Source organism: Actinomadura rifamycini DSM 43936, assembly GCF_000425065.1.
Classification (GTDB): domain Bacteria; phylum Actinomycetota; class Actinomycetes; order Streptosporangiales; family Streptosporangiaceae; genus Spirillospora; species Spirillospora rifamycini.
Genome location: NZ_AULB01000021.1, coordinates 127944 through 146071, shown reverse-complemented (window position 1 = coordinate 146071; position 18128 = coordinate 127944). Strand labels below are relative to the sequence as shown.

19 protein-coding genes, 1 tRNA gene and 1 pseudogene are annotated in these 18128 nt (G+C 69.8%); 10 read left to right on the top strand and 11 right to left on the bottom strand.

All coding sequences use genetic code 11. The features are described 5' to 3' along the window. The first annotated feature begins 1 nt into the window (after position 1). Both H505_RS0121115 and H505_RS0121110 read left to right on the top strand, forming a co-directional pair. Entirely contained in the window at positions 2-967 is a 966-nt protein-coding gene (locus H505_RS0121115; RefSeq protein WP_026403576.1) for an alpha/beta fold hydrolase, read from the top strand. Continuing rightward, positions 964-1821 (top strand): SDR family NAD(P)-dependent oxidoreductase, encoded by an 858-nt coding sequence (locus H505_RS0121110; RefSeq protein ID WP_051300968.1) that lies wholly within the window; start codon positions 964-966, stop codon positions 1819-1821. The genes H505_RS0121115 and H505_RS0121110 overlap by 4 nt, the downstream gene beginning before the upstream one ends. A gap of 3 nt (positions 1822-1824) precedes the next feature. Here the strand turns inward: H505_RS0121110 and H505_RS43385 are convergent, their stop codons facing one another. Both H505_RS43385 and H505_RS0121100 read right to left on the bottom strand, forming a co-directional pair. Next, positions 1825-2910, bottom strand: coding sequence for a fatty acid desaturase family protein (locus H505_RS43385; protein ID WP_051300967.1), 1086 nt, complete (start codon positions 2908-2910; stop codon positions 1825-1827). Positions 2911-2921: 11 nt separating this feature from the next. Then, positions 2922-3962 carry a ferredoxin reductase gene (locus H505_RS0121100; RefSeq protein WP_026403574.1) on the bottom strand — a complete coding sequence of 347 codons (1041 nt, stop codon included), beginning with the start codon at positions 3960-3962 and terminating at the stop codon, positions 2922-2924. A 218-nt stretch (positions 3963-4180) separates the two neighbouring features. Between H505_RS0121100 and H505_RS43380 the strand changes: the two genes are divergently transcribed. The 4 genes from H505_RS43380 to H505_RS0121080 all read left to right on the top strand — a co-directional run bounded on the left by H505_RS43380 (position 4181) and on the right by H505_RS0121080 (position 7813). Beyond that, positions 4181-5683, top strand: a complete 1503-nt coding sequence (locus tag H505_RS43380; RefSeq protein WP_034519024.1) for an alpha/beta hydrolase — start codon at positions 4181-4183, stop codon at positions 5681-5683. 63 nt (positions 5684-5746) lie between these two features. Next, a tRNA-Thr gene (locus H505_RS0121090) sits at positions 5747-5822 on the top strand. 199 nt (positions 5823-6021) lie between these two features. Continuing rightward, positions 6022-6717 carry a response regulator transcription factor gene (locus H505_RS0121085; RefSeq protein ID WP_026403573.1) on the top strand — a complete coding sequence of 232 codons (696 nt, stop codon included), beginning with the start codon at positions 6022-6024 and terminating at the stop codon, positions 6715-6717. A 10-nt stretch (positions 6718-6727) separates the two neighbouring features. Further along, positions 6728-7813 carry a sensor histidine kinase gene (locus H505_RS0121080; RefSeq protein ID WP_281173474.1) on the top strand — a complete coding sequence of 362 codons (1086 nt, stop codon included), beginning with the start codon at positions 6728-6730 and terminating at the stop codon, positions 7811-7813. 91 nt (positions 7814-7904) lie between these two features. Here the strand turns inward: H505_RS0121080 and H505_RS52910 are convergent. The 5 genes and pseudogenes from H505_RS52910 to H505_RS0121055 all read right to left on the bottom strand — a co-directional run bounded on the left by H505_RS52910 (position 7905) and on the right by H505_RS0121055 (position 12035). Next, positions 7905-8761 (bottom strand): annotated as a pseudogene (locus H505_RS52910) (UDP-N-acetylglucosamine--N-acetylmuramyl-(pentapeptide) pyrophosphoryl-undecaprenol N-acetylglucosamine transferase). Further along, a complete protein-coding gene (locus H505_RS0121070) occupies positions 8761-9369 on the bottom strand; it encodes a hypothetical protein (protein ID WP_157433077.1) in 609 nt (202 codons plus the stop codon). The pseudogene H505_RS52910 and the gene H505_RS0121070 overlap by 1 nt, the downstream one beginning before the upstream one ends. A gap of 34 nt (positions 9370-9403) precedes the next feature. Then, complete coding sequence (gene vanX / locus H505_RS0121065) at positions 9404-10012, bottom strand: D-Ala-D-Ala dipeptidase VanX (protein ID WP_026403570.1); 609 nt, start codon at positions 10010-10012, stop codon at positions 9404-9406. Continuing rightward, positions 10009-11049, bottom strand: coding sequence for a D-alanine--(R)-lactate ligase (gene vanA, locus H505_RS0121060; protein ID WP_026403569.1), 1041 nt, complete (start codon positions 11047-11049; stop codon positions 10009-10011). Before vanA ends, vanX begins: the two co-directional genes overlap by 4 nt. After that, positions 11046-12035, bottom strand: coding sequence for a D-isomer specific 2-hydroxyacid dehydrogenase family protein (locus H505_RS0121055; protein ID WP_051300965.1), 990 nt, complete (start codon positions 12033-12035; stop codon positions 11046-11048). Before H505_RS0121055 ends, vanA begins: the two co-directional genes overlap by 4 nt. A gap of 317 nt (positions 12036-12352) precedes the next feature. Between H505_RS0121055 and H505_RS49100 the strand changes: the two genes are divergently transcribed. Then, entirely contained in the window at positions 12353-12532 is a 180-nt protein-coding gene (locus H505_RS49100) for a DUF1737 domain-containing protein (RefSeq protein ID WP_084550604.1), read from the top strand. 46 nt (positions 12533-12578) lie between these two features. On the opposite strand, the gene H505_RS0121050 is transcribed toward H505_RS49100, so the two are convergent. Continuing rightward, positions 12579-13763: an MFS transporter gene (locus H505_RS0121050; protein ID WP_026403567.1), complete on the bottom strand. Its 1185-nt coding sequence runs from the start codon at positions 13761-13763 to the stop codon at positions 12579-12581. 67 nt (positions 13764-13830) lie between these two features. On the opposite strand from H505_RS0121050, the gene H505_RS0121045 reads away from it, so the two are divergent. Next, on the top strand, positions 13831-14226 hold the full coding sequence (locus H505_RS0121045; RefSeq protein ID WP_026403566.1) for a MerR family transcriptional regulator: 396 nt from the start codon (positions 13831-13833) through the stop codon (positions 14224-14226). A gap of 142 nt (positions 14227-14368) precedes the next feature. On the opposite strand, the gene H505_RS0121040 is transcribed toward H505_RS0121045, so the two are convergent. Further along, entirely contained in the window at positions 14369-14800 is a 432-nt protein-coding gene (locus tag H505_RS0121040; RefSeq protein ID WP_026403565.1) for a winged helix-turn-helix transcriptional regulator, read from the bottom strand. Positions 14801-14876: 76 nt separating this feature from the next. On the opposite strand from H505_RS0121040, the gene H505_RS0121035 reads away from it, so the two are divergent. After that, entirely contained in the window at positions 14877-15716 is an 840-nt protein-coding gene (locus H505_RS0121035) for an SDR family NAD(P)-dependent oxidoreductase (RefSeq protein ID WP_026403564.1), read from the top strand. A 52-nt stretch (positions 15717-15768) separates the two neighbouring features. On the opposite strand, the gene H505_RS0121030 is transcribed toward H505_RS0121035, so the two are convergent. After that, positions 15769-16011 carry a hypothetical protein gene (locus H505_RS0121030; protein WP_026403563.1) on the bottom strand — a complete coding sequence of 81 codons (243 nt, stop codon included), beginning with the start codon at positions 16009-16011 and terminating at the stop codon, positions 15769-15771. Positions 16012-16036: 25 nt separating this feature from the next. Further along, on the bottom strand, positions 16037-16417 hold the full coding sequence (locus H505_RS0121025; protein WP_026403562.1) for a MarR family winged helix-turn-helix transcriptional regulator: 381 nt from the start codon (positions 16415-16417) through the stop codon (positions 16037-16039). Between the two features lie 87 nt (positions 16418-16504). Between H505_RS0121025 and H505_RS0121020 the strand changes: the two genes are divergently transcribed. Continuing rightward, positions 16505-17953 carry an MFS transporter gene (locus tag H505_RS0121020; protein WP_026403561.1) on the top strand — a complete coding sequence of 483 codons (1449 nt, stop codon included), beginning with the start codon at positions 16505-16507 and terminating at the stop codon, positions 17951-17953. Positions 17954-18128 lie beyond the last annotated feature (175 nt).

Below are 18128 nucleotides of genomic sequence, written 5' to 3'. Positions count from 1 at the left end.
CATGGCCGGCTGGAGTCATCGGTACGCGCGCATCAACGACCTCGACGTCCACTACGTGGAGCAGGGCGACGGCCCGCTCGTCGTCCTCCTGCACGGGTTCCCGCACCTCTGGTACAGCTGGCGGCACCAGATCGGGCCGATCGCGGACGCCGGGTTCCGCGTCGTCGCCCCGGACATGCGGGGGATGGGCGGGACGAGCGGCCCCGCCGACCACCGCGCGTACGGGCCCGCGAGCATCGTCGGCGACGTCGCCGGCCTCCTCGACCACCTCGGGGAGGACAGGGCGGTGTTCAGCGGCCTCGACTTCGGCCTGTTCGCCGCGTACGACCTCGCCCACCGGCACCCGGAGCGCGTCGAGGCGCTCATCGCGCTCGAGAACCCGTTCTTCACGCCGTCGCGGGAGTCGCCGCTGACGCTCGCCGCGCGGCAGGCCGAACGGCACTTCAACCACATCCACTACTTCGCCGCGCCCGGCGCCGCCGACCGCGACCTCGCCGCCGCGCCCCGCGAGTTCCTGCGCAAGGTGTTCTACGCGCTCTCCAGCGACTACCACTACCTCGACGTGTGGAAGAAACCGCCGGGGACGTCCTACATCGATGCCCTGCCCGAGACGCCGCCGCTGCCGTGGCCGTGGCTGACGGAGGCGGAACTGGAGTTCTACGTCGCCGAGTACAGCCGGAGCGGCTTCACCGGCGGGCTCAACTGGTACCGGGCCATGGACATCGCGTGGGAGGAGCGCAAGTCCTACGCGCCCCGGACGACCGTGCCGTACTACTTCATCGGCAGCGAGCAGGACGCCGACCTCGAGGGCTGGCACGGCGACGCCCCCCTGAACCGGCTCGGCGACCACCACGCGGACGTCCGGGACGTCCGGATGATCAAAGCGGCGGGGCACATGATGCAGATGGAGAAGCCCGCGGAGACCACCGCGGCGATGCTGGAATTCCTCGCGAGGAGGGGCGCATGACCGGGAACCGGGTGGCGGTCGTCACCGGCGCCAGCCGCGGCGCCGGGAAGGGCATCGCGCTCGCCCTGGGCGCGGCCGGCATGACCGTGTACGTGACCGGACGGACGCGCGCCGAGGGCGACGCCGACCTGCCGGGCACGGTCGCCGGAACCGCCGCGGAGATCGACGGGCGCGGCGGCACCGGCGTCCCGGTGATCTGCGACCACGCCGACGACGAGCAGGTCCGGGCGCTGTTCGAGCGGGTCGAGCGGGACCACGGCGCGCTGCACGTCCTGGTCAACAACGCGTTCACCATCCCCGACGGCCTCACCCGGGACGGCCCGTTCTGGGAGAAGCCCCTCGCCCTGCAGAGCATGTTCGACGTCGGCATGCGCTCCGCGTACGTCGCGAGCTACTACGCGGCCCCGCTGCTGATCAAGAACGCCGGGGGCCTCGTCGTGAACACGTCCTCGTTCGGCGGCCGCTGCTACATGCACGGCCCCGCCTACGGCGCCGGGAAGGCCGCCGTGGACAAGATGGCGCACGACATGGCCGAGGACTTCCGGCCCTACGGCGTCGCCGTCATCTCCCTCTGGATGGGCCTGCTGAAGACCGAGCGCAACCGCGCCATGTTCGACGGCGTCCCCGAGCGGTACGAGTCGTTCGCCGCCGGCGCCGAGACGCCCGAGTTCAGCGGCCGGGTGATCGACGCCCTCGCCCGCTCGGCCGACCCGATGGCGTGGACGGGACGCGTCCTCATCGGCGCCGAACTCGGCGAGGAGCTCGGCGTCACCGACGTCGACGGGTCGCGCCCCCGTTCGCACCGCGGGATGCTGGGCGACCCGCCGACGTACGCCGCGGCCGTCGTGAAGTAGCCGTCAGGAGTTCGGCAGCGCGTACTTGAAGATCTTCTTCCACGTGCTCGTGACCTGCCGCGACAGCGGACCGGCGTGGTACGGCAGCCCGTACTTGTCGCACAGCTCCCGCACCCGCGGCGCGATCTCCGCGAGCCGGTTGCTCGGCATGTCCGGGAACAGGTGGTGCTCGATCTGGTGGCTCAGATTGCCGGTCATCAGGTGGAAGAACCGCCCGCCGGTGATGTTCGCCGACCCCGTGAGCTGCCGCACGTACCACTCGCCGCGCGACTCGCCGTCCAGCCGGTCCTTCTCGAACATCTCGACGTCCCCGGGGAAGTGCCCGCAGAAGATGATCGTGTGCGCCCACACGTTCCGGACGACGTTCGCGGTGAAGTTCGCCGCCAGCGTCGACAGGAACTGCGGGCCGCTGAGCAGGGGGAACGCCACGTAGTCCTTGCCCCACTGGCGGCGGATCTTGCGGCCGATCTCGCGCAGCTTCCGCCGCGTCTCCTCCGGATCGTTCCGGCCCGCCCGGATCTTGTCGATCTCCAGGTCGTGCAGCGCCACCCCGTACTCGAAGAACATCGCGAGCAGCAGGTTGTAGACGGGCTGCGGGACCGCCGTCCAGTGCCACTTCTGCTCCGGGGTCACGCGCAGGATCCCGTAGCCCACGTCGTTGTCCTTGCCCACGACGTTCGTGAACGTGTGGTGCACGAAGTTGTGCGAGTGCTTCCACTGCTCGGCGGGGGACACGTTGTCCCACTCCCACGTCGTCGAATGGATCTTCGGGTCGCGCATCCAGTCCCACTGGCCGTGCATGACGTTGTGCCCGATCTCCATGTTCTCGAGGATCTTCGCGACGGCGAGCGTCGCGGTCCCGGCGATCCACGCGGGCGGCAGCGACGACGCCAGCAGCATCGCCCGCCCGCCGATCTCCAGGCCCCGCTGCCAGCGGATCACCCGCCGGATGTAGGCCGCGTCGCGCTCCCCGAGGTCCGCGGTGATCTCCGCGCCGAGCGCGTCCAGCTCCCGGGCGATCGCCTCCAGGTCGGCGTCCGTCAGGTGCCCGGTGGACGAGGTCTCCGCGGTCGTCACGTTCGTGGTCATCGGCGTGCTCCTCACAGTTCGATCTCCACCGGCCCGGCGGCCGCGTTCACGCACGTCTGGACGATGTCGCCCTCGTCCCCGTGCACCCGTCCCGTGCGCAGGTCGCGCACCCGTCCCGCCGCGAGCCGCCCGACGCAGCCGTGGCAGATGCCCATCCGGCAGCCGCTCGGCAGCAGCGCGCCCGCGCCCTCCCCGGCGTCCAGCAGCGGGGTCCCGCCGTCCGCCTCGACCTCGACGCCGCTCCGCGTGAACCGGACGACCCCGCCCGCGCCGCCCGCGGCGGCCAGCACCGGACGGAACCGCTCCACCCGCAGCCGCTCCGGGACGCCGGCGTCGCGCCACAGCCCCGCGAGCCGCTCCAGCAGCCCCTCGGGGCCGCAGGCCCAGGCGTCCCGTCCGGTCCAGTCGGCGGGCAGGTCGTCCGGCCTGAACCGGCCCTCGACCTGCGTGTGCCGCTCGCGGAACCGCAGCCCCGGCAGCCGGTGCCCCAGCCGCCGCAGCTCCGCGCCGAAGATCACGTCGTCGGCCGTCCGCGCCGAATGCAGGAGCACGGCGTCCGTGCCGGGCGCCCGCTCGGCGAGGTGCCGCAGCATGGCCATCACCGGCGTGATCCCGCTGCCCGCGGTCACGAACAGCAGCCGCTCCGGCAGCTTGTCCGGCAGCACGAAGTCGCCCTCCGCCGCCCCCAGCCGGACGACCGCGCCCGGGCGGACCCGGTGCACGAGGTGGCTCGAGACGAACCCGTCCCGCGCGGCCTTCACCGTCACCGTGATCCGGCCGTCCGCGCGCGGCGGCGACGACAGCGAGAACGTCCGCCGGTGCAGCACGCCCCCGATCTCCACCCCGAGCCGGACCCACTGCCCCGGCCGGTGCCCGCGCCACGCCCGTCCGGGCCGGATCACCAGCGTCGCGGCCCCGGGGGCCTCGTGCCGCACCGCCTCCACGCGCCCCCGCGGCTCGGCGGTGCTCCACAGGGGGTTGATCAGTCCCAGGTAGTCGTCCGGCAGCAGCGGCGTCGTCAGCAACCGCGCCGCCGTCGAGAGCTTGGTCACGTCGCCTCCCGAACGGAACCTACTTAGGCGTAACCTACGGTCGCGTAACCGTCCGCGGCCGTTCAAGGTCCGGCGGCCGAAAGCGACGGGCATCACACCATCGGAAACCGTGCCATCGAGCAATGACGATGTCCGGGCGCGAAGAAGTGGCCCCGGACCTCCGGTCGACGTAGCGTAGGCACCGGCATACGAGCCGCGACGACGATACGGGGGCCGGAGTGCGGGCAGCGAAGACCATCGGCGCGACCATCGCCCTGACCCTCGCGCTGGCCACCGGCTGCGACGGCGGCTCCGACGAGGCGACGATGGCGAGCCGCGTCCCCGAGGGACTCGGCTCCTACTACGACCAGCGCCCCGACTGGCGCGACTGCGGCGGCGGCTTCCAGTGCGCGACCGTCCAGGTCCCCCTCGACTACGCCAAGCCCGACGGCGAGAAGATCGGCATCTCGGTGATCCGGCTGCCCGCCCGGAACAAGTCCGAGCGGATCGGGTCGCTCCTGACGAACCCGGGCGGCCCCGGCGGCTCCGGCATCGGCTTCGTCCGCCAGGCCGCCGCCGCGTTCGGCGCCGACCTGCGCGCCCGCTTCGACATCGTCGGCTTCGACCCCCGCGGCGTCGGCGAGAGCGGCCCCGTCCGCTGCAACACCACCGCCCAGCTCGACCGGTTCTTCGCCACCGACACGTCCCCCGACGACCCCGCCGAACGCGCGACCCTCGCCGCCCGCAGCGAGCAGTTCGCGGACGCCTGCGCCGCCAAGGCCAAGACCACCCTCCCGCACGTCGGCACGGCCGACGCCGCCCGCGACATGGACGTCCTCCGCGGGGCCCTCGGCGACGACAAGCTCACCTACTACGGCGCGTCCTACGGCACCTACCTCGGCGCCTTCTACGCCGAGCAGTTCCCGAAGAACGTCCGCGCGCTCGTCCTCGACGGCGCCGTCGACCCCCGCCTGTCCGCGACCGACATCCTGGTCGAGCAGGCGAAGGGCTTCGAGACCGCGTTCCGCGCCTTCGCCGAGAACTGCACCGCCACCCCCGGCTGCCCCCTCGGCGACACGCCCGACGCGGCCGCGAAGAACCTCGAGAAGCTCCTCGCCGAAACCGACCGCGAACCCCTCACCGCCCGCGGCGACGGCCGCGAGGTCACCGAGTCCCTCGCCACGATGGGCATCGCCACCGCCCTCTACGCCAAGGAGTACTGGCCCACCCTCCGCCAGGGCCTCACCCAGGCCGTGCAGAACCGCGACGGCACCGTCCTTCTCTCCCTCGCCGACCAGATGGTCGACCGCGAGGACGGCTCCTACAGCAACCAGACCGACGCCAACATGGCCGTCAACTGCGTCGACAAGCCCAACCCCCCGAGCGTCGACGCCTACGCGAAGGCCGTCGCGAAAGCCGAGCGCTCCGCGCCCCTCTTCGGCGAGTTCGTCGTCTGGGGCGGCCTCCCCTGCGTCTACTGGCCGGCCAAGACCGACAAGGCCCCCGCCCCCGTCGCCGCCCAGGGCGCCGCACCCATCGTCGTCATCGGCACCACCCGCGACCCCGCCACCCCCTACGCCTGGGCCGAACGCCTCGCCGACCAGCTCCAGTCGGGCGTCCTGCTGACCCTCGACGGCGACGGCCACACCGCCTACCTCCAGGCGAACCCCTGCATCAGCCGCGCCACCGACCGCTACCTCGTCACCACCGAGCCCCCGAAGACCGGAACCGTGTGCCGCTGAAAACGGGTGCGCAAGCACCCCCCGAGACCCGGTAGACTTCATCCCGCCGTGCCCGCACGGCAAGCCGCCTTAGCTCAGTCGGCAGAGCGATTCACTCGTAATGAATAGGTCATCGGTTCGATTCCGATAGGCGGCTCCACCTCAAAGCCCCCTTGCGATCATCGCAAGGGGGCTTTGCCGTCCCGGACCTACGCCGCCGACCGCGACGGGCGCTTCGCCGCCGCCCTATGCCGCTGGTGACATGTTCGGTGACGGCAGCCCGAGGCGGCGCCATGCTGCCGGCTTGAACGCGGTTTTCGATACGTCGGCGATATCCGCCCGCTCTTACGATTGAGAGCATGCGTGTGCTGGTTGTCGAGGATGAGCCCTACATGGCCGAGGCCATCCGCGATGGGCTGCGCCTGGAAGCCATCGCGGCCGACATCGCCGGAGACGGCGACGCCGCCCTGGAGATGCTGAGCATCAACCCCTACGACATCGCCGTCCTCGACCGCGACATCCCCGGGCCCTCCGGCGACGAGGTCGCCGAACGCATCGTCGCTTCGGGCAGCGGCATGCCGATTCTGATGCTCACCGCTGCGGACCGGCTGGACGACAAGGCCTCCGGGTTCGAGCTCGGCGCCGATGACTACCTCACCAAGCCGTTCGAGCTGCGAGAACTCGTACTGCGTCTCAGAGCTCTCGACCGCAGGCGTGCCCACAACAGGCCGCCGGTGCGGGAGCTCGCCGGCGTGCGGCTGGACCCGTTCCGCCGCGAGGTCTATCGGGACGGCCGGTACGTCGCGCTCACCCGGAAGCAGTTCGCGGTGCTCGAAGTCCTCATGGCCGCCGAAGGCGGTGTGATCAGCTCCGAAGAGCTCCTGGACCGGGCTTGGGATGAGAACGCCGACCCGTTCACGAACGCCGTGCGCATCACGGTATCCGCACTGCGCAAGCGGCTCGGCGAACCCTGGCTGATCGCCACGGTGCCCGGCGTCGGCTACCGCATCGACACGGGACCGGAAGCCGGGAGCGAGGGAGGCGAACGTGGATAGGGCGCCCGGGGTGAGCGTCCGCCTCAAGTTCACTCTCAGCTACGTCGGATTCCTCATGATCGCGGGCGCCTTGCTGCTCGCCGCCGTCTGGGCGTTCCTCCTTCGAGGAAGGTCGAACGGCCTGCATGTCCCCGATCTGTCTGACTTCCGGCGCGCCTTCGACCCCAGCAATTTCGGCCCGACCGTCTTCGTCCCGGCCGCGATACTGGTGCTGGGGTTCCTGCTGGTGTTCGGTCTCGTCGGAGGGTGGATTCTCGCTGGGCGGATGCTGGTCCCGCTGACCCGCATCACTGATGCCACGCGGATGGCTGCGAGGGGGTCGCTCTCTCACCGGATCGAGTTGGAGGGGCGCAAGGACGAGTTCAGGGAGCTCGCCGACGCCTTCGACGGCATGCTCGCGCGGCTCGAAGCGCATGTCGCCGAACAGCAGCGCTTCGCAGCCAACGCTTCCCACGAGCTGCGTACTCCACTCGCGATCATGCAGACCATGCTCGACGTCGCTCGCAATGATCCGAGCCGGCAAGGCAATGAATTCGACGAACGCCTCCGCGTCGTCAACGCCCGAGCGATCGACCTGACTGAAGCACTTCTGCTGCTCAGCCGCACCGACCGGCGATCGTTCGCCCGAGAAGACGTTGATCTATCGCTCATCGCGGAAGAAGCCACCGAAACGCTCCTCCCGCTCGCCGAGAAGCATGGCGTCGTCATCGAAACCATCGGGGACATCACCCCGACCATCGGGTCCCACGCGCTCCTGCTGCAGTTGACCACGAATCTCGTGCACAACGCGATCGTGCATAACCTGCCCGAAAACGGCACTGTCCAGGTCAGGACCACTGTCGGTTCCCAGGCTGCCGTGCTCACGGTCGAGAACACCGGCGAGCAGCTCAGCCCGCACGTGGTCTCCACTTTCACCGAGCCGTTCCAGCGCGGCACCGAACGCGTCCGCAGCGACCACGTGGGTGCCGGCCTCGGTCTGGCGATCGCCGAGAGCATCACCCAAGCGCACGAGGGAACGCTCTCGCTCACCCCGCGCGCGGACGGAGGGCTCCGCGTCACGGTACGCCTACCCGCGACAGCTCGGCTGGCCGCGTAGGAAGCGAAACGAGATTCCGGCTTGGTCGGCTTGGTACCCGCGTCGCTCGTAGAACCTGTGCGAGTCCGGCCGTCGGTCATAGCCGGATGGTTCAATCCAAGCCTCGAGAGGCGAGAGTCCGTTGCTCCGCGACCGCGGTGAGCACGTGCCGGGCCAGGATGACGTCCGCGTCCGGTGCGCCGGCCGCCAGCGCGTGGGCCGACATCTTCGCGATCCGCTCGGGATCGGTGAGGACCGGAATCAGGGTGGTCTCGATCCAAGCCGGATCGAGGTCGGCGTCGTCGACGAGCAGTGCCCCACCGGCCGCGATGACCGGCTCGGCGTTCAGCCGCTGCTCGCCGCCGCGCAGCGGTAGCGGGACGTACGCGGCCGGCAGCCCGACGGCGGCCAGTTCGGCGCACGTCATCGCTCCCGAGCGGCAGATCACGAAGTCGGCCGCGGCGTAGGCGTACTGCATCTCGTCTACGTAGGGCATGACGACGTAGGGCGGGTCGGCGGGGCCGCGGTCCGGCGCTTCGACCATGTGCTGCGGCCCGGTGATGTGCAGCACCTGCAGGCCGGACGCCCGGAACGCCGCAGCCGCGCCGGACACCGCGGTGTTGATCGACCGGGCGCCCTGCGAACCGCCGGTGACCATCAGTACCGGCCCGTCGGGTCGCAGGCCGAACCGCCGCCGGGCAGCGTCGCGCAGGGCGGGCCGGTCGAGCCTGGCGTCCGCAGCAGAGCCCGGTTCAGTTTGCGCGGCAGCGGCGCCGGCGGGATGAGTTCGAGCGGGTAGCCGCGGGCGGGAACGAGCGTGGTGTCGAGTCCGCGGACGGTGCCGAGGGCGGTGATCTCGGCCGTGGGCTCCAGACGGCGCAGGGCGTCGGCGAGGTTCATCGCGGGCTCGATGTGCCCTGCCGAGTGGCCACCGGCGACAACGACGCGCGGTGGCGGCTCGCCTGGCATCACGATGTCCCTCCGATCAAGATTCCGCGGTTCGCGTGAAACCGCTCGAATACCTGCATGGGCAATGATGCAGAGTCTGAATTATGTGAATAGCCCGACGGATTATGGAACCGCACTACACCGTCATCAGTCGCATAGACCAGTACGAGGTGGCCTCCACGTTGGGGCGCGGGGGTGTCCGGGTTCCGAATCTCGGGTGATACTGACGCGATCATGGCCTGCCCGGGTCGTACCTTTCTGCTCGATACGTGAATGGGTGTGTGTTCGACCAGTTCGCAGTGGAAACCGAACTGTGAGCTGACCCAGGCCATGAACGGCCGGTAGATGAGTCCGCGGACCTTGCCGGAGGGGTCCACCACGTAGCAGCCCCAGTCGAGGGCCAGCGAGAGGAGTTCGCCCATCGACAGCCGGATGTCGGTCCACCCCTGGAGCAGCGACTGCAGGCACGCTAGACCGCAGACCTTGCGGGACCAGAACAGGTACTCCTCGCTTGAGCGGTATCCGTCGGAGGCCCAGTCGTGCAGTCGCGATGGAGCGGTTCCGCCCAAGAAGACCTCGAGCCCCGAGAAGCCGGTGCGCCGCATGACGACGTCGTCGTTGCGTTCCAAGTGTCCCCACTGCGAGATGCAGTGGAGACTCCGATCACGTGATGGGGAAGTCGAAGTAGACATCAGGATAAGGCTCGTTTCTCAGCGTGTAGTGCCACCATTCGCAGTCGTACCGATCGAATCCGCAGTCCTCCATGATGGAACGGAGGTGCTCACGGTTTCGGGCCTCGGTCGGCGTGATTCCACGGGCTCGATGACGTGAGATCGGGTCCATGAGGTCGTGGCCGCCGCCCATGGGAGCAAGCTCACCGGTGGCAAGGTGATAGAGGGTCAGGTCGACGGCGCCGCCCCTGCTGTGGCCCGACTTCGCGGCCACATATCCATGCTCGAACATCTGGTGCCGGTCGATGTTCGGGTAGTGCCGCGGTTTGGTCCGGCCATCCTCGGGCTGGGCCGACCAGCGGAGGAAGCAGTCGACGGCGCGTTGGGGGCGGTACCCGTCCCAGAGAAGCAGCCCGAATCCGAGGGAGGCCGCCCTCTCGCGTGCTCGCTCCAGGGCCGCGCACAGGGACCGAGTGCCGACGATGCGATTCGCGAGATAGCCGTCCACCGGTTTGCCGGTGAAGTTGTCCCAGGTGGCGTACTTGGCGTCCCAGCGGACGCCCGGCACCCGGTCGTCGACGTAGACGAAGTCGTCGTTCACCGCTTCTTCCCGTGCAGTGCCATCGAGACGAGCCGGTCGATCACGTCGGACAGCGGCATTCCCGCGGCGGCCATCATCCGTGGGTAGCGGCTGTAGGACGTCAGGCCGGGCATGGTGTTGACCTCGTTGAGCACCACCCGGCCGTCGTCGGTGAGGAACATGTCGACGCGCGCAAGTCCCTTGCAGCCCAGGGCGCGGTAGATGGTCTCGGCGGTCTCTTGGACGAGCCGCCGCGAGTCGTCGGAGATGTCGGCGGGAACGATGAACGTCGAGTTCTCCGATCCGGTCTCGGGCGAGTCCTCTTGGTGGATCCTGAAGAATCCGTGCGAGAGGTCGACGCGGTCCACCTCGCCGGTGACCAGGCCGAAAGGTTCTTCGAGGACCGCGCAGCCGATCTCGCTCCCGGCCACGGCCTCCTCGATCAAGGCTTTCGAGTCGTACCGGTGCGCCGCGCTCAGCGCGCTCGTCAACTCGTTCTTGTCGGTGACTTTGCTGACGCCGAACGAGGAGCCCGAACGGGCCGGCTTCACGAAGACGGGATACCGAAAACGGTCGGGATCGACCTTCTCGTCCTCCGCGACGACCCAGAAGTTCGGCGTGGCGATCCCCGCTCTCTTGGCAACGGTGTAGGCCAGAGACTTGTCCATGCACACGGCCGAGCCCTGGATGTCGCAGCCGACGTAGGGGATGCCGGAGAGCTCCAACAAGCCCTGGATCGCGCCGTCTTCGCCGAACGTGCCGTGAAGTACGGGGAAGACGAGGTCGAGACGCACCGTCTCGTACCCCTCCTGCCCCATGACCAGCAGACCGTGCATGCTTCGGTCAGGTGACAGCGTGACGGGACGGGCGCCGCCGGTCTCCCAGTCCGCGGCGGGGCCGTCGCACAGTTTCCATACGCCGTCGGCCGTGATGCCGATCCAGAGAGGCTCGTACTTCTCGGTGTCGAGGTTCCTTGCCACCTCGCGCGCTGACTTGATGGAGACGAAGTGTTCCTCGCCCGCGCCTCCGAAGATGACTCCGACCTTCAATCTACTCATGCTGTTTCCCCGCTCTCGAAGTTCAGGCAGTTGGCGAGAGTGTTCTCGACGATGTCTTTCAGGGCGTGGTCGGTGTGGTAGGCGGAGTGCGGACTGATCAGCACATTAGGCATGCGCTGCAGTCGCACCAGGGCCTCGTTCTCGAGATGCCTGTTTCGGCAGTCGGCATAGAAAATGCCTTCCTCGCCTTCGAGGACGTCCAGTGCCGCGCCGCCCAACCTGCCGCTTTCCAGCGCGGCGAGAAGGGCCTCGGTATCGAGCAGCGGTCCGCGACCGGTGTTGACGATGTACGCGCCGGGCTTCATCCGCTCGATGCGATGGCGATCGAGGAGATGGCGGGTGTCCGCCGTGAGCGGGGTGTGGAGCGTCACGACGTCGCTCAGTTCGATCAGCTCGTCCAACGGCACGTGGCCGGTCGAGACGCGAGATCGGTTGTCGTGGGACAGCACGCGGCAGCCGAAGCCTCGCAGCCGGTCGACGACCGCTGTGCCGATGCGGCCGGTCCCGACCACCCCGACGGTCAGGTCGCGCAGCTCCTTGCCGCGAGCGTTGCTCAGCCGATAGTCATGAGCGTCGGTGCGGCGGATGGTGGATTTCGCATGGCGCAAAGCCATGAGCATTAACATCAACGTGTAGTCGGCCACGCTGTCCGGTGAGTAGGCGACGTTGCCGACCGAGATGCCGACGCGCTCGGCGTACTCCAGGTCGATATGGTCGTAGCCGATGCTTCTGGTGCAGATGTATTCGACACCGGTTTTGCTGAGCGCCAGAAGTGCGGGATCGGTGATCTGAGTCTTGTGGTTCACGCTGACGCACCGGTTGCCGCGTGCCAGTTCAGCGTTGGTCTCGCAGACGGCGGCCTCGATGAGGGTGAGCGACAATCCGAGGCGTGCCCCCATCTGCTGGAACAAGTCGGCTTCGTCCTGGCCGCATCCGAAGACCGCGATTCCCGTCGTCGGGATGGACGAGGAAGACGGCTCGGCCATCGTTCGGGCGCGACGGTCCGTGGTCGCTTCGCCGTGGATCGAACCCAATTCGCTGGAGGGCATGTCTCAAGTCAAGACAGCGCCGTGTTGCCAGCACGTACGCGATATTCGATACGCGGACGATATGCCGCCCTGAGCTGACCGTGCCGGGGACCTCCTGGACAGGGCGCACTCGGTTACTTCCCTCGGACGACCGAGTCAGAGGAGCGGGAGGCCGGCCGCGGCTTCCGGCGGATGGGCGCCGGGGCGCGCGGTGCGGGGCGTCCGGTTCCGTCTCGTAGCCCGGCCACGGCCGTCCCGCTCCCTACACTTGCTGCATGCCAGACACGAAGGACCTCCCCAGGTACCGCGTTCTCACTGGCCCCGACGATGAGGGTTTCTGTCGAAGGGTCAGCGAAGCACTCGATCTCGGCTACGAGCTGCACGGCTCGCCGTCGCTGACGTTCGACGGGGATCGCGTGATCGTGGCCCAGGCGCTCGTCCGACCGCGGCCTTGATGGTCTCTGCCGCCGGTTCGCCGCCAGGGTCGCCGACGGCGGACGTTCAGGCGGCGGTGGAGATCGCGGCCTTGTCGGCGGGTGACGTGGTGCGGGCGCGGGGCAGGAGCAGGTAGGTCAGGCCGAGGCCGGTGAGGCTCAGCACGGCCCCGACCAGTCCGTTCCAGCGCAGCGCGTCCGCGGCCACGAGGAACCCGCCGAGGGCGGAGCCGACGGCGGCGGCCAGGTTGAACGCGCCGACGTTGACGGAGACCGCCAGGTTCGGCGCCGTCCCGGCGTGGTGCAGGATCAGCCCCTGCAGCGGGGCGATGGTGGCGGTGGCGAGCAGACCCAGGCCGAGGACGGCGAGGACGGCGGTCGGCTGCCAGGCGGCGGCGAACGGCATGGCCGCCAGCACGCCGGTCAGGCCGCCGAACACGCCCCGCACGGTCGCGGTCATGGACTTGTCGGTCAGCTTGCCGGCGGCCAGGTTGCCAAGGAAGCTTCCGGCGCCGTAGGCGAGCAGCAGCGCGGAGACGGCGGCCGGGGAGAAGCCGGTGACGCGGATGAGCAGGGGCGCGATGTAGGTGAACACGAGGGCGACACCGGAGAGGCCGACCGCGGTGGTGGCGATGGCCAGCAGCACCGGTTTGCGGCTCACGACGCGCAGCTCGTCGCGCAGGCTCGTGGCCGGTGCCTGCTGCCGGGGGAGCACCAGGGCCAGCAACGCGACGGCGGCCAGCGTGATCGCGGTGAGCACCGCGAACGGGGCGCGCCACCCGGCGGCATGTCCCAGCAGCGACCCCAGCGGAACCCCCAGGAACGTGGCCACGGTGAAGCCGGAGGCCACGGTGGCGATCGTCGAACCGGTCTTGTGGGCGGGCACCACGCTGGTGGCCATCACCAGCGCCAGCGCCAGGAACGCGGCGTGGCTGAGCGACGAGACCACCCGTCCGGCCAGCAGCATCGTGAACGTCGGGGCCAGGGCGCTGAGCGCGCTGCCGGCGGCGAACAGCAGCATCAGGCCGATCGCGAGGCCCCTGCGGGGCAGCCGCGCGGTCGCGATGGTCACCACGGGACCGCCGATCACCACCCCCAGCGCGTAGGCGGTCACCGCCTGCCCGGCGGTGCCCTGCGAGACCCCCAGGTCCGCGCTCACCTCGGGCAGCAAGCCCGCGATCAGGTATTCGGCCGTCCCGACAACGAAGACGCTCGCGCACAAGGCCGCGAGCGTGGCGAAGCTCTTGCTCATGCCGGGACGCTAAACTCTCACATCGATGTGAGAGTCAAGTCGCCAAGGCATCGGTGGGGAGGGCCACGTGCGGATCGGTGAACTGTCCCGCAGGACCGGCGTCCATGAACGGCTGCTGCGCTACTACGAGGAGCAGCAGCTGCTTCGGCCCGAGCGGCGCCCCAGCGGCTACCGCGAATACGGCGAGGCCGACGTGGAGACCGTGCGCCGCATCCGCTGCCTGCTCGCCGCCGGGCTGGGCACCGCCACCATCGCCAAGATCCTCCCCTGCCTGCGGGACGAGGACGAGCGCCTGGTGCCGACCTGCTCCGACCTCCTCGCCGACCTGTGCAGGGAACGCGAGCGGATTACCCAGGCCATCACCGACCTGGAGATCTCCCGGACCGCGCTCGACACCGTCATCGCCGCCGCCCCCGCCGACGTCGCCGAACGCGCGCTCGGCAAAGCGACGCCCCCGCGGTAACCGCCGCCGCGGTCTGCGGCTTCGTCCGGCCCGACCGGGGCACCGGAGATTCGGTGCAAGGCGACGACATCGACGCCCGCAGTGCAGTTCGGAGCCGGGTATCGCCGAAGGGCAGGTGACCCCGGCTCGGAGCCCCTTCCGATTACTCGGGAGGGGCTTCTTGCGCAGCCGCGTCCGTGTGGCGGGCGCGGGCCTCGTTGATCTCCGCCTCGTGGCGCACGGCCCAGTCGGCCAGCGAGGACAGCGGTTCCAGGAGCGTGCGGCCGAGCGGCGTCAGGCTGTACTCGACGCTCGGCGGCACCGTCGGGTGGACGTCGCGCCGGACGAGCCCGTCGGCCTCCAGGCCGCGCAGCGTGCGGGTCAGCATGCGCTGGCTGATGCCCTCGACGGCGCGGTGCAGCTCGTTGAAGCGGTGCGGGCGGCCGCCGAGCAGGACCACCAGGAGCATGCTCCACTTGTCGCCGATCCGCCGGAACACGTCCCCGACCGGGCACGCGGCCAGCTCGGCGGCGGGCACCGGCCGAGGCAGGTCGTGCGCCAGCACCGAGGGAACACCGGTGTGCGTACCGGACATGAAACTGCCTTCTTTCGTCCTCGGGCCGGGCGATCCATGATCGGAACCGCCCCCTTCGACCCTAAGGAGCGATTCCATGCCGGACCAGCCGTCCAAGAACGTCGTCATCAGCGGCGGCACCACCGGAATGGGACGCGCGGTCGCCCTGGAGCAGTCGGCCAGGGGCAGCCACGTCACCGTGATCGGCAGCAACGAGGCGCGGGGACGCGCCCTGCTGGACGAGGCAGCCGACCCGAACATGCGGTTCCTGCGGGCGGACCTTTCCTCGATCGCCGAAAACGAAAGGGTCGTCGCGCTCATTGCCGAGCAGTACCAGTCGATCGACGCGCTGGCCTTGTTCGCCAACCGCGTTGTCCCCAAACGGAAAGAGACCCCGGACGGGCTGGAGTCCACGTTCGCCCTCTACTACCTGAGCCGCTACCTGCTGGGCGAACGGCTCCGCCCGCTCCTCGACGCCGCTCCGGAGCCCGTGATCATCAACGTGGCGGGGGTCGGCAACACCGCGGGACGGATCCACTGGGACGATCCGCAGTTGACGCGCGGCTACCGGCAGGTGCGCGCGCAACTACAGGCCGGCCGCGCGAACGACCTGCTCGGCGCGGCCTTCGCCGGCGGGGAGAGCAAGGTCCGATACGTGCTGTACCACCCCGGATTCACGAAGAGCGGGGCCGACGGCCACCCGAGCCCGGTCGTCCGGAACGCGATCAAGCTGCTCGCGCGCTTCTTCGCCCGTCCCGTCGCCGACTCGGTCCGGCCGATCAACGGATGGATCGACCGGCCTCCCGCGGCCCCGCTCACGGCCGTCGACCGCGGTAAGACCGTCGACCCGTCCATCGAGACCCTGGACCCCGCCGACGCCGCCCGTCTCGCCACGTACACCGCGGAACTGCTCCAGAAGGCGTCGCGGCGGGTCTGAATTCAGGTAAGCGAGTCGCGGTCGAGGGGTCGGGCCGCGCAGGGAGCGGTGTTCAGGAAGCGGGCTTCGGGCCGTTCTTGAGTTCGTAGCCGCGCTGCCACAGGAGGCGGGCGGCGCGGTGGGGGTCGGTCTCGCCGGGCCACCAGGACACCTCACGCCAGGTCTCGCTGTTTTCGCCGTGGGAGCGTAGGAGCGAGCCGTCGGCGTGGAGGACGAACCGTCCGAACCCGAAGCCGCGGCACGATTCCTCGTCGTACTCGTACAGCCAGTCCCAGCGGGCGATCTCGTTCGCCATGGTCGCGAGCCTCCGGGGCGTCGGGTCAGCGGGCCGGTTCGAGATGACCGCCGAGGATCTTCAGGTGGGTGCCGCGGGCGGCGGCGTGCCGCTCGCGGCCCTCGTCGGTGAGGCGGACGAAGACGCCGCGGCGGTCGTCCGGGCAGATCGTGCGCTCGACCAGGCCGTGCTTCTCGAGCCGGGCGACCGTCCGCGAGAGGGCGCTCTGGCTGAGGTACATGTCGGCGGCGATGTCCTGCATCCGGCGCTTCTCGCAGTTCGCCTCGACGAGCCGGTCCAGCGTCTCGTACTCGCTCATGCTGAGGCCGTGTGCGTCCTGCAGGGCGCGGTCGAGGTTGCACGCCACGGTGTTGTAGCAGGTCGCCAGCGTGCGCCAGCGGCTGACGAGAGCGGCCTCCGACTCCATGGCGCGGATCGTACCATGCACACGCATTAGATGCGTCTGCACTTTATGCGTCGACATTTGATGCGTGTGCATGTACTGTCCCTCGGCGTGACCATCACTGAGACCTCACCTGCCTCCGCCGTGCGCGCTCCTGCCGAACAGACCTGGACTCCCCGGCTGTGGGGCGTCCTCGCCGTGCTGTGCGCCGTGTTGTTCCTCGACGGGCTCGACGTGTCCATGGTGGGCGTGGCGCTGCCGTCGATCGGCGCCGAACTCGGGCTGTCGACCACGTCGCTGCAGTGGATCGTGAACGGCTACGTCCTCGGATACGGCGGTCTTCTGCTGCTCGGCGGCCGCACCGCCGATCTCCTCGGCCGCCGCCGGGTCTTCCTCATCGCGCTGGCCGTCTTCGCCGTCGCGTCACTGGTGGGCGGCCTGGTCGACAACGGCGCGCTGCTCATCGTCACCCGTTTCGTGAAGGGCCTCGCGGCGGCGTTCACCGCCCCGACCGCCCTCTCGATCCTGACCACCACGTTCCACGAGGGGCCCGCCCGCAATTGGGCGCTGTCGGTGTTCTCCGTGTTCGGCGCCAGCGGCTACTCGTCCGGGCTGATCCTCGGCGGCCTGCTGACCAGCTTCGGCTGGCGCTGGACGTTCCTGACCCCCGTGCCGCTGGCCCTGCTGGCCCTCGTCGCGGGCATCGCGCTGATCCCCCGGGACCGTCCCGCCGCGGGCGGCGGCCACGACCTCGTCGGCGCGGTGACGCTGACCGGCGGGATGCTGCTCGCGGTCTACACCGTGGTGTCGGCGCCCGAACGCGGCTGGCTGGACCCGCTCACCGTCGTGTCCATCGTCGCGGCCGCGGCGCTCCTCGTCGGGTTCGTCGTCACCGAGAACCGCGTGCGGCACCCGCTGGTCCGCCTCGGGATCCTGCGCATCGGCACGATTGTCCGCGCGAACCTCAGCATCGTCGCGCTGTTCGGGTCGTACTTGAGCTTCCAGTTCATGATGACGCTGTATCTGCAGGACGTCCTGGGCTGGTCTCCTCTCGAGATGGCGCTCGGCCTTCTCCCGGGGGGCCTCATCGTCGCCTTCGGCTCCCCGTTCGTCGGCCGGCTGATCGACCGGTACGGCACCCCGCCGCTGATCATCAGCTCGATGACGTCGCTGAGCCTCGGCTACGTCTGGTTCCTCGCGACCGCGGGAACCGCCCCGCACTACACCGTCACCGTGCTGCCGACGATGATTCTGCTGGGCGGCGGATTCGCGTTCGGCTTCAGCTCGATCATGGCGCAGGCCACGGACGGCATCGACGACTCCGAACAGGGTCTCGCGTCCGGTCTCGTGCAGACGTCCGGGCAGGTCGGCGCGGCGCTGGTCCTCGCCGTCGTCACCGCCCTCGTCGCCGGCGCCGCCCACGAGGGCGGCGACTTCGGCGGCTTCCACCCGGGCGTCAACCTCGTCAGCGGCGTCGCCGTCATCGGCCTCGCCCTCAACCTGATCCCCCTGTTCCGCACGCCCCGCGGACCCCGAGCCGCCCGCCCCAGCCGCCCTTGATGGAGAGGGACGAGATGCGGGTCCCGCAGGGACCCGCATCCGGTCTTTCCGGCTGTCTGGTCTCTCCGGCTGTCCGGTCTTTCCGGTCGTTCTGGCCGTGTGCGGAGTGAGGCGGAGTGAGGTGGACGGTTGGGTTGCGACGGTCGGGAGGTGCCGACCGGCGCGGCGCAGGTGG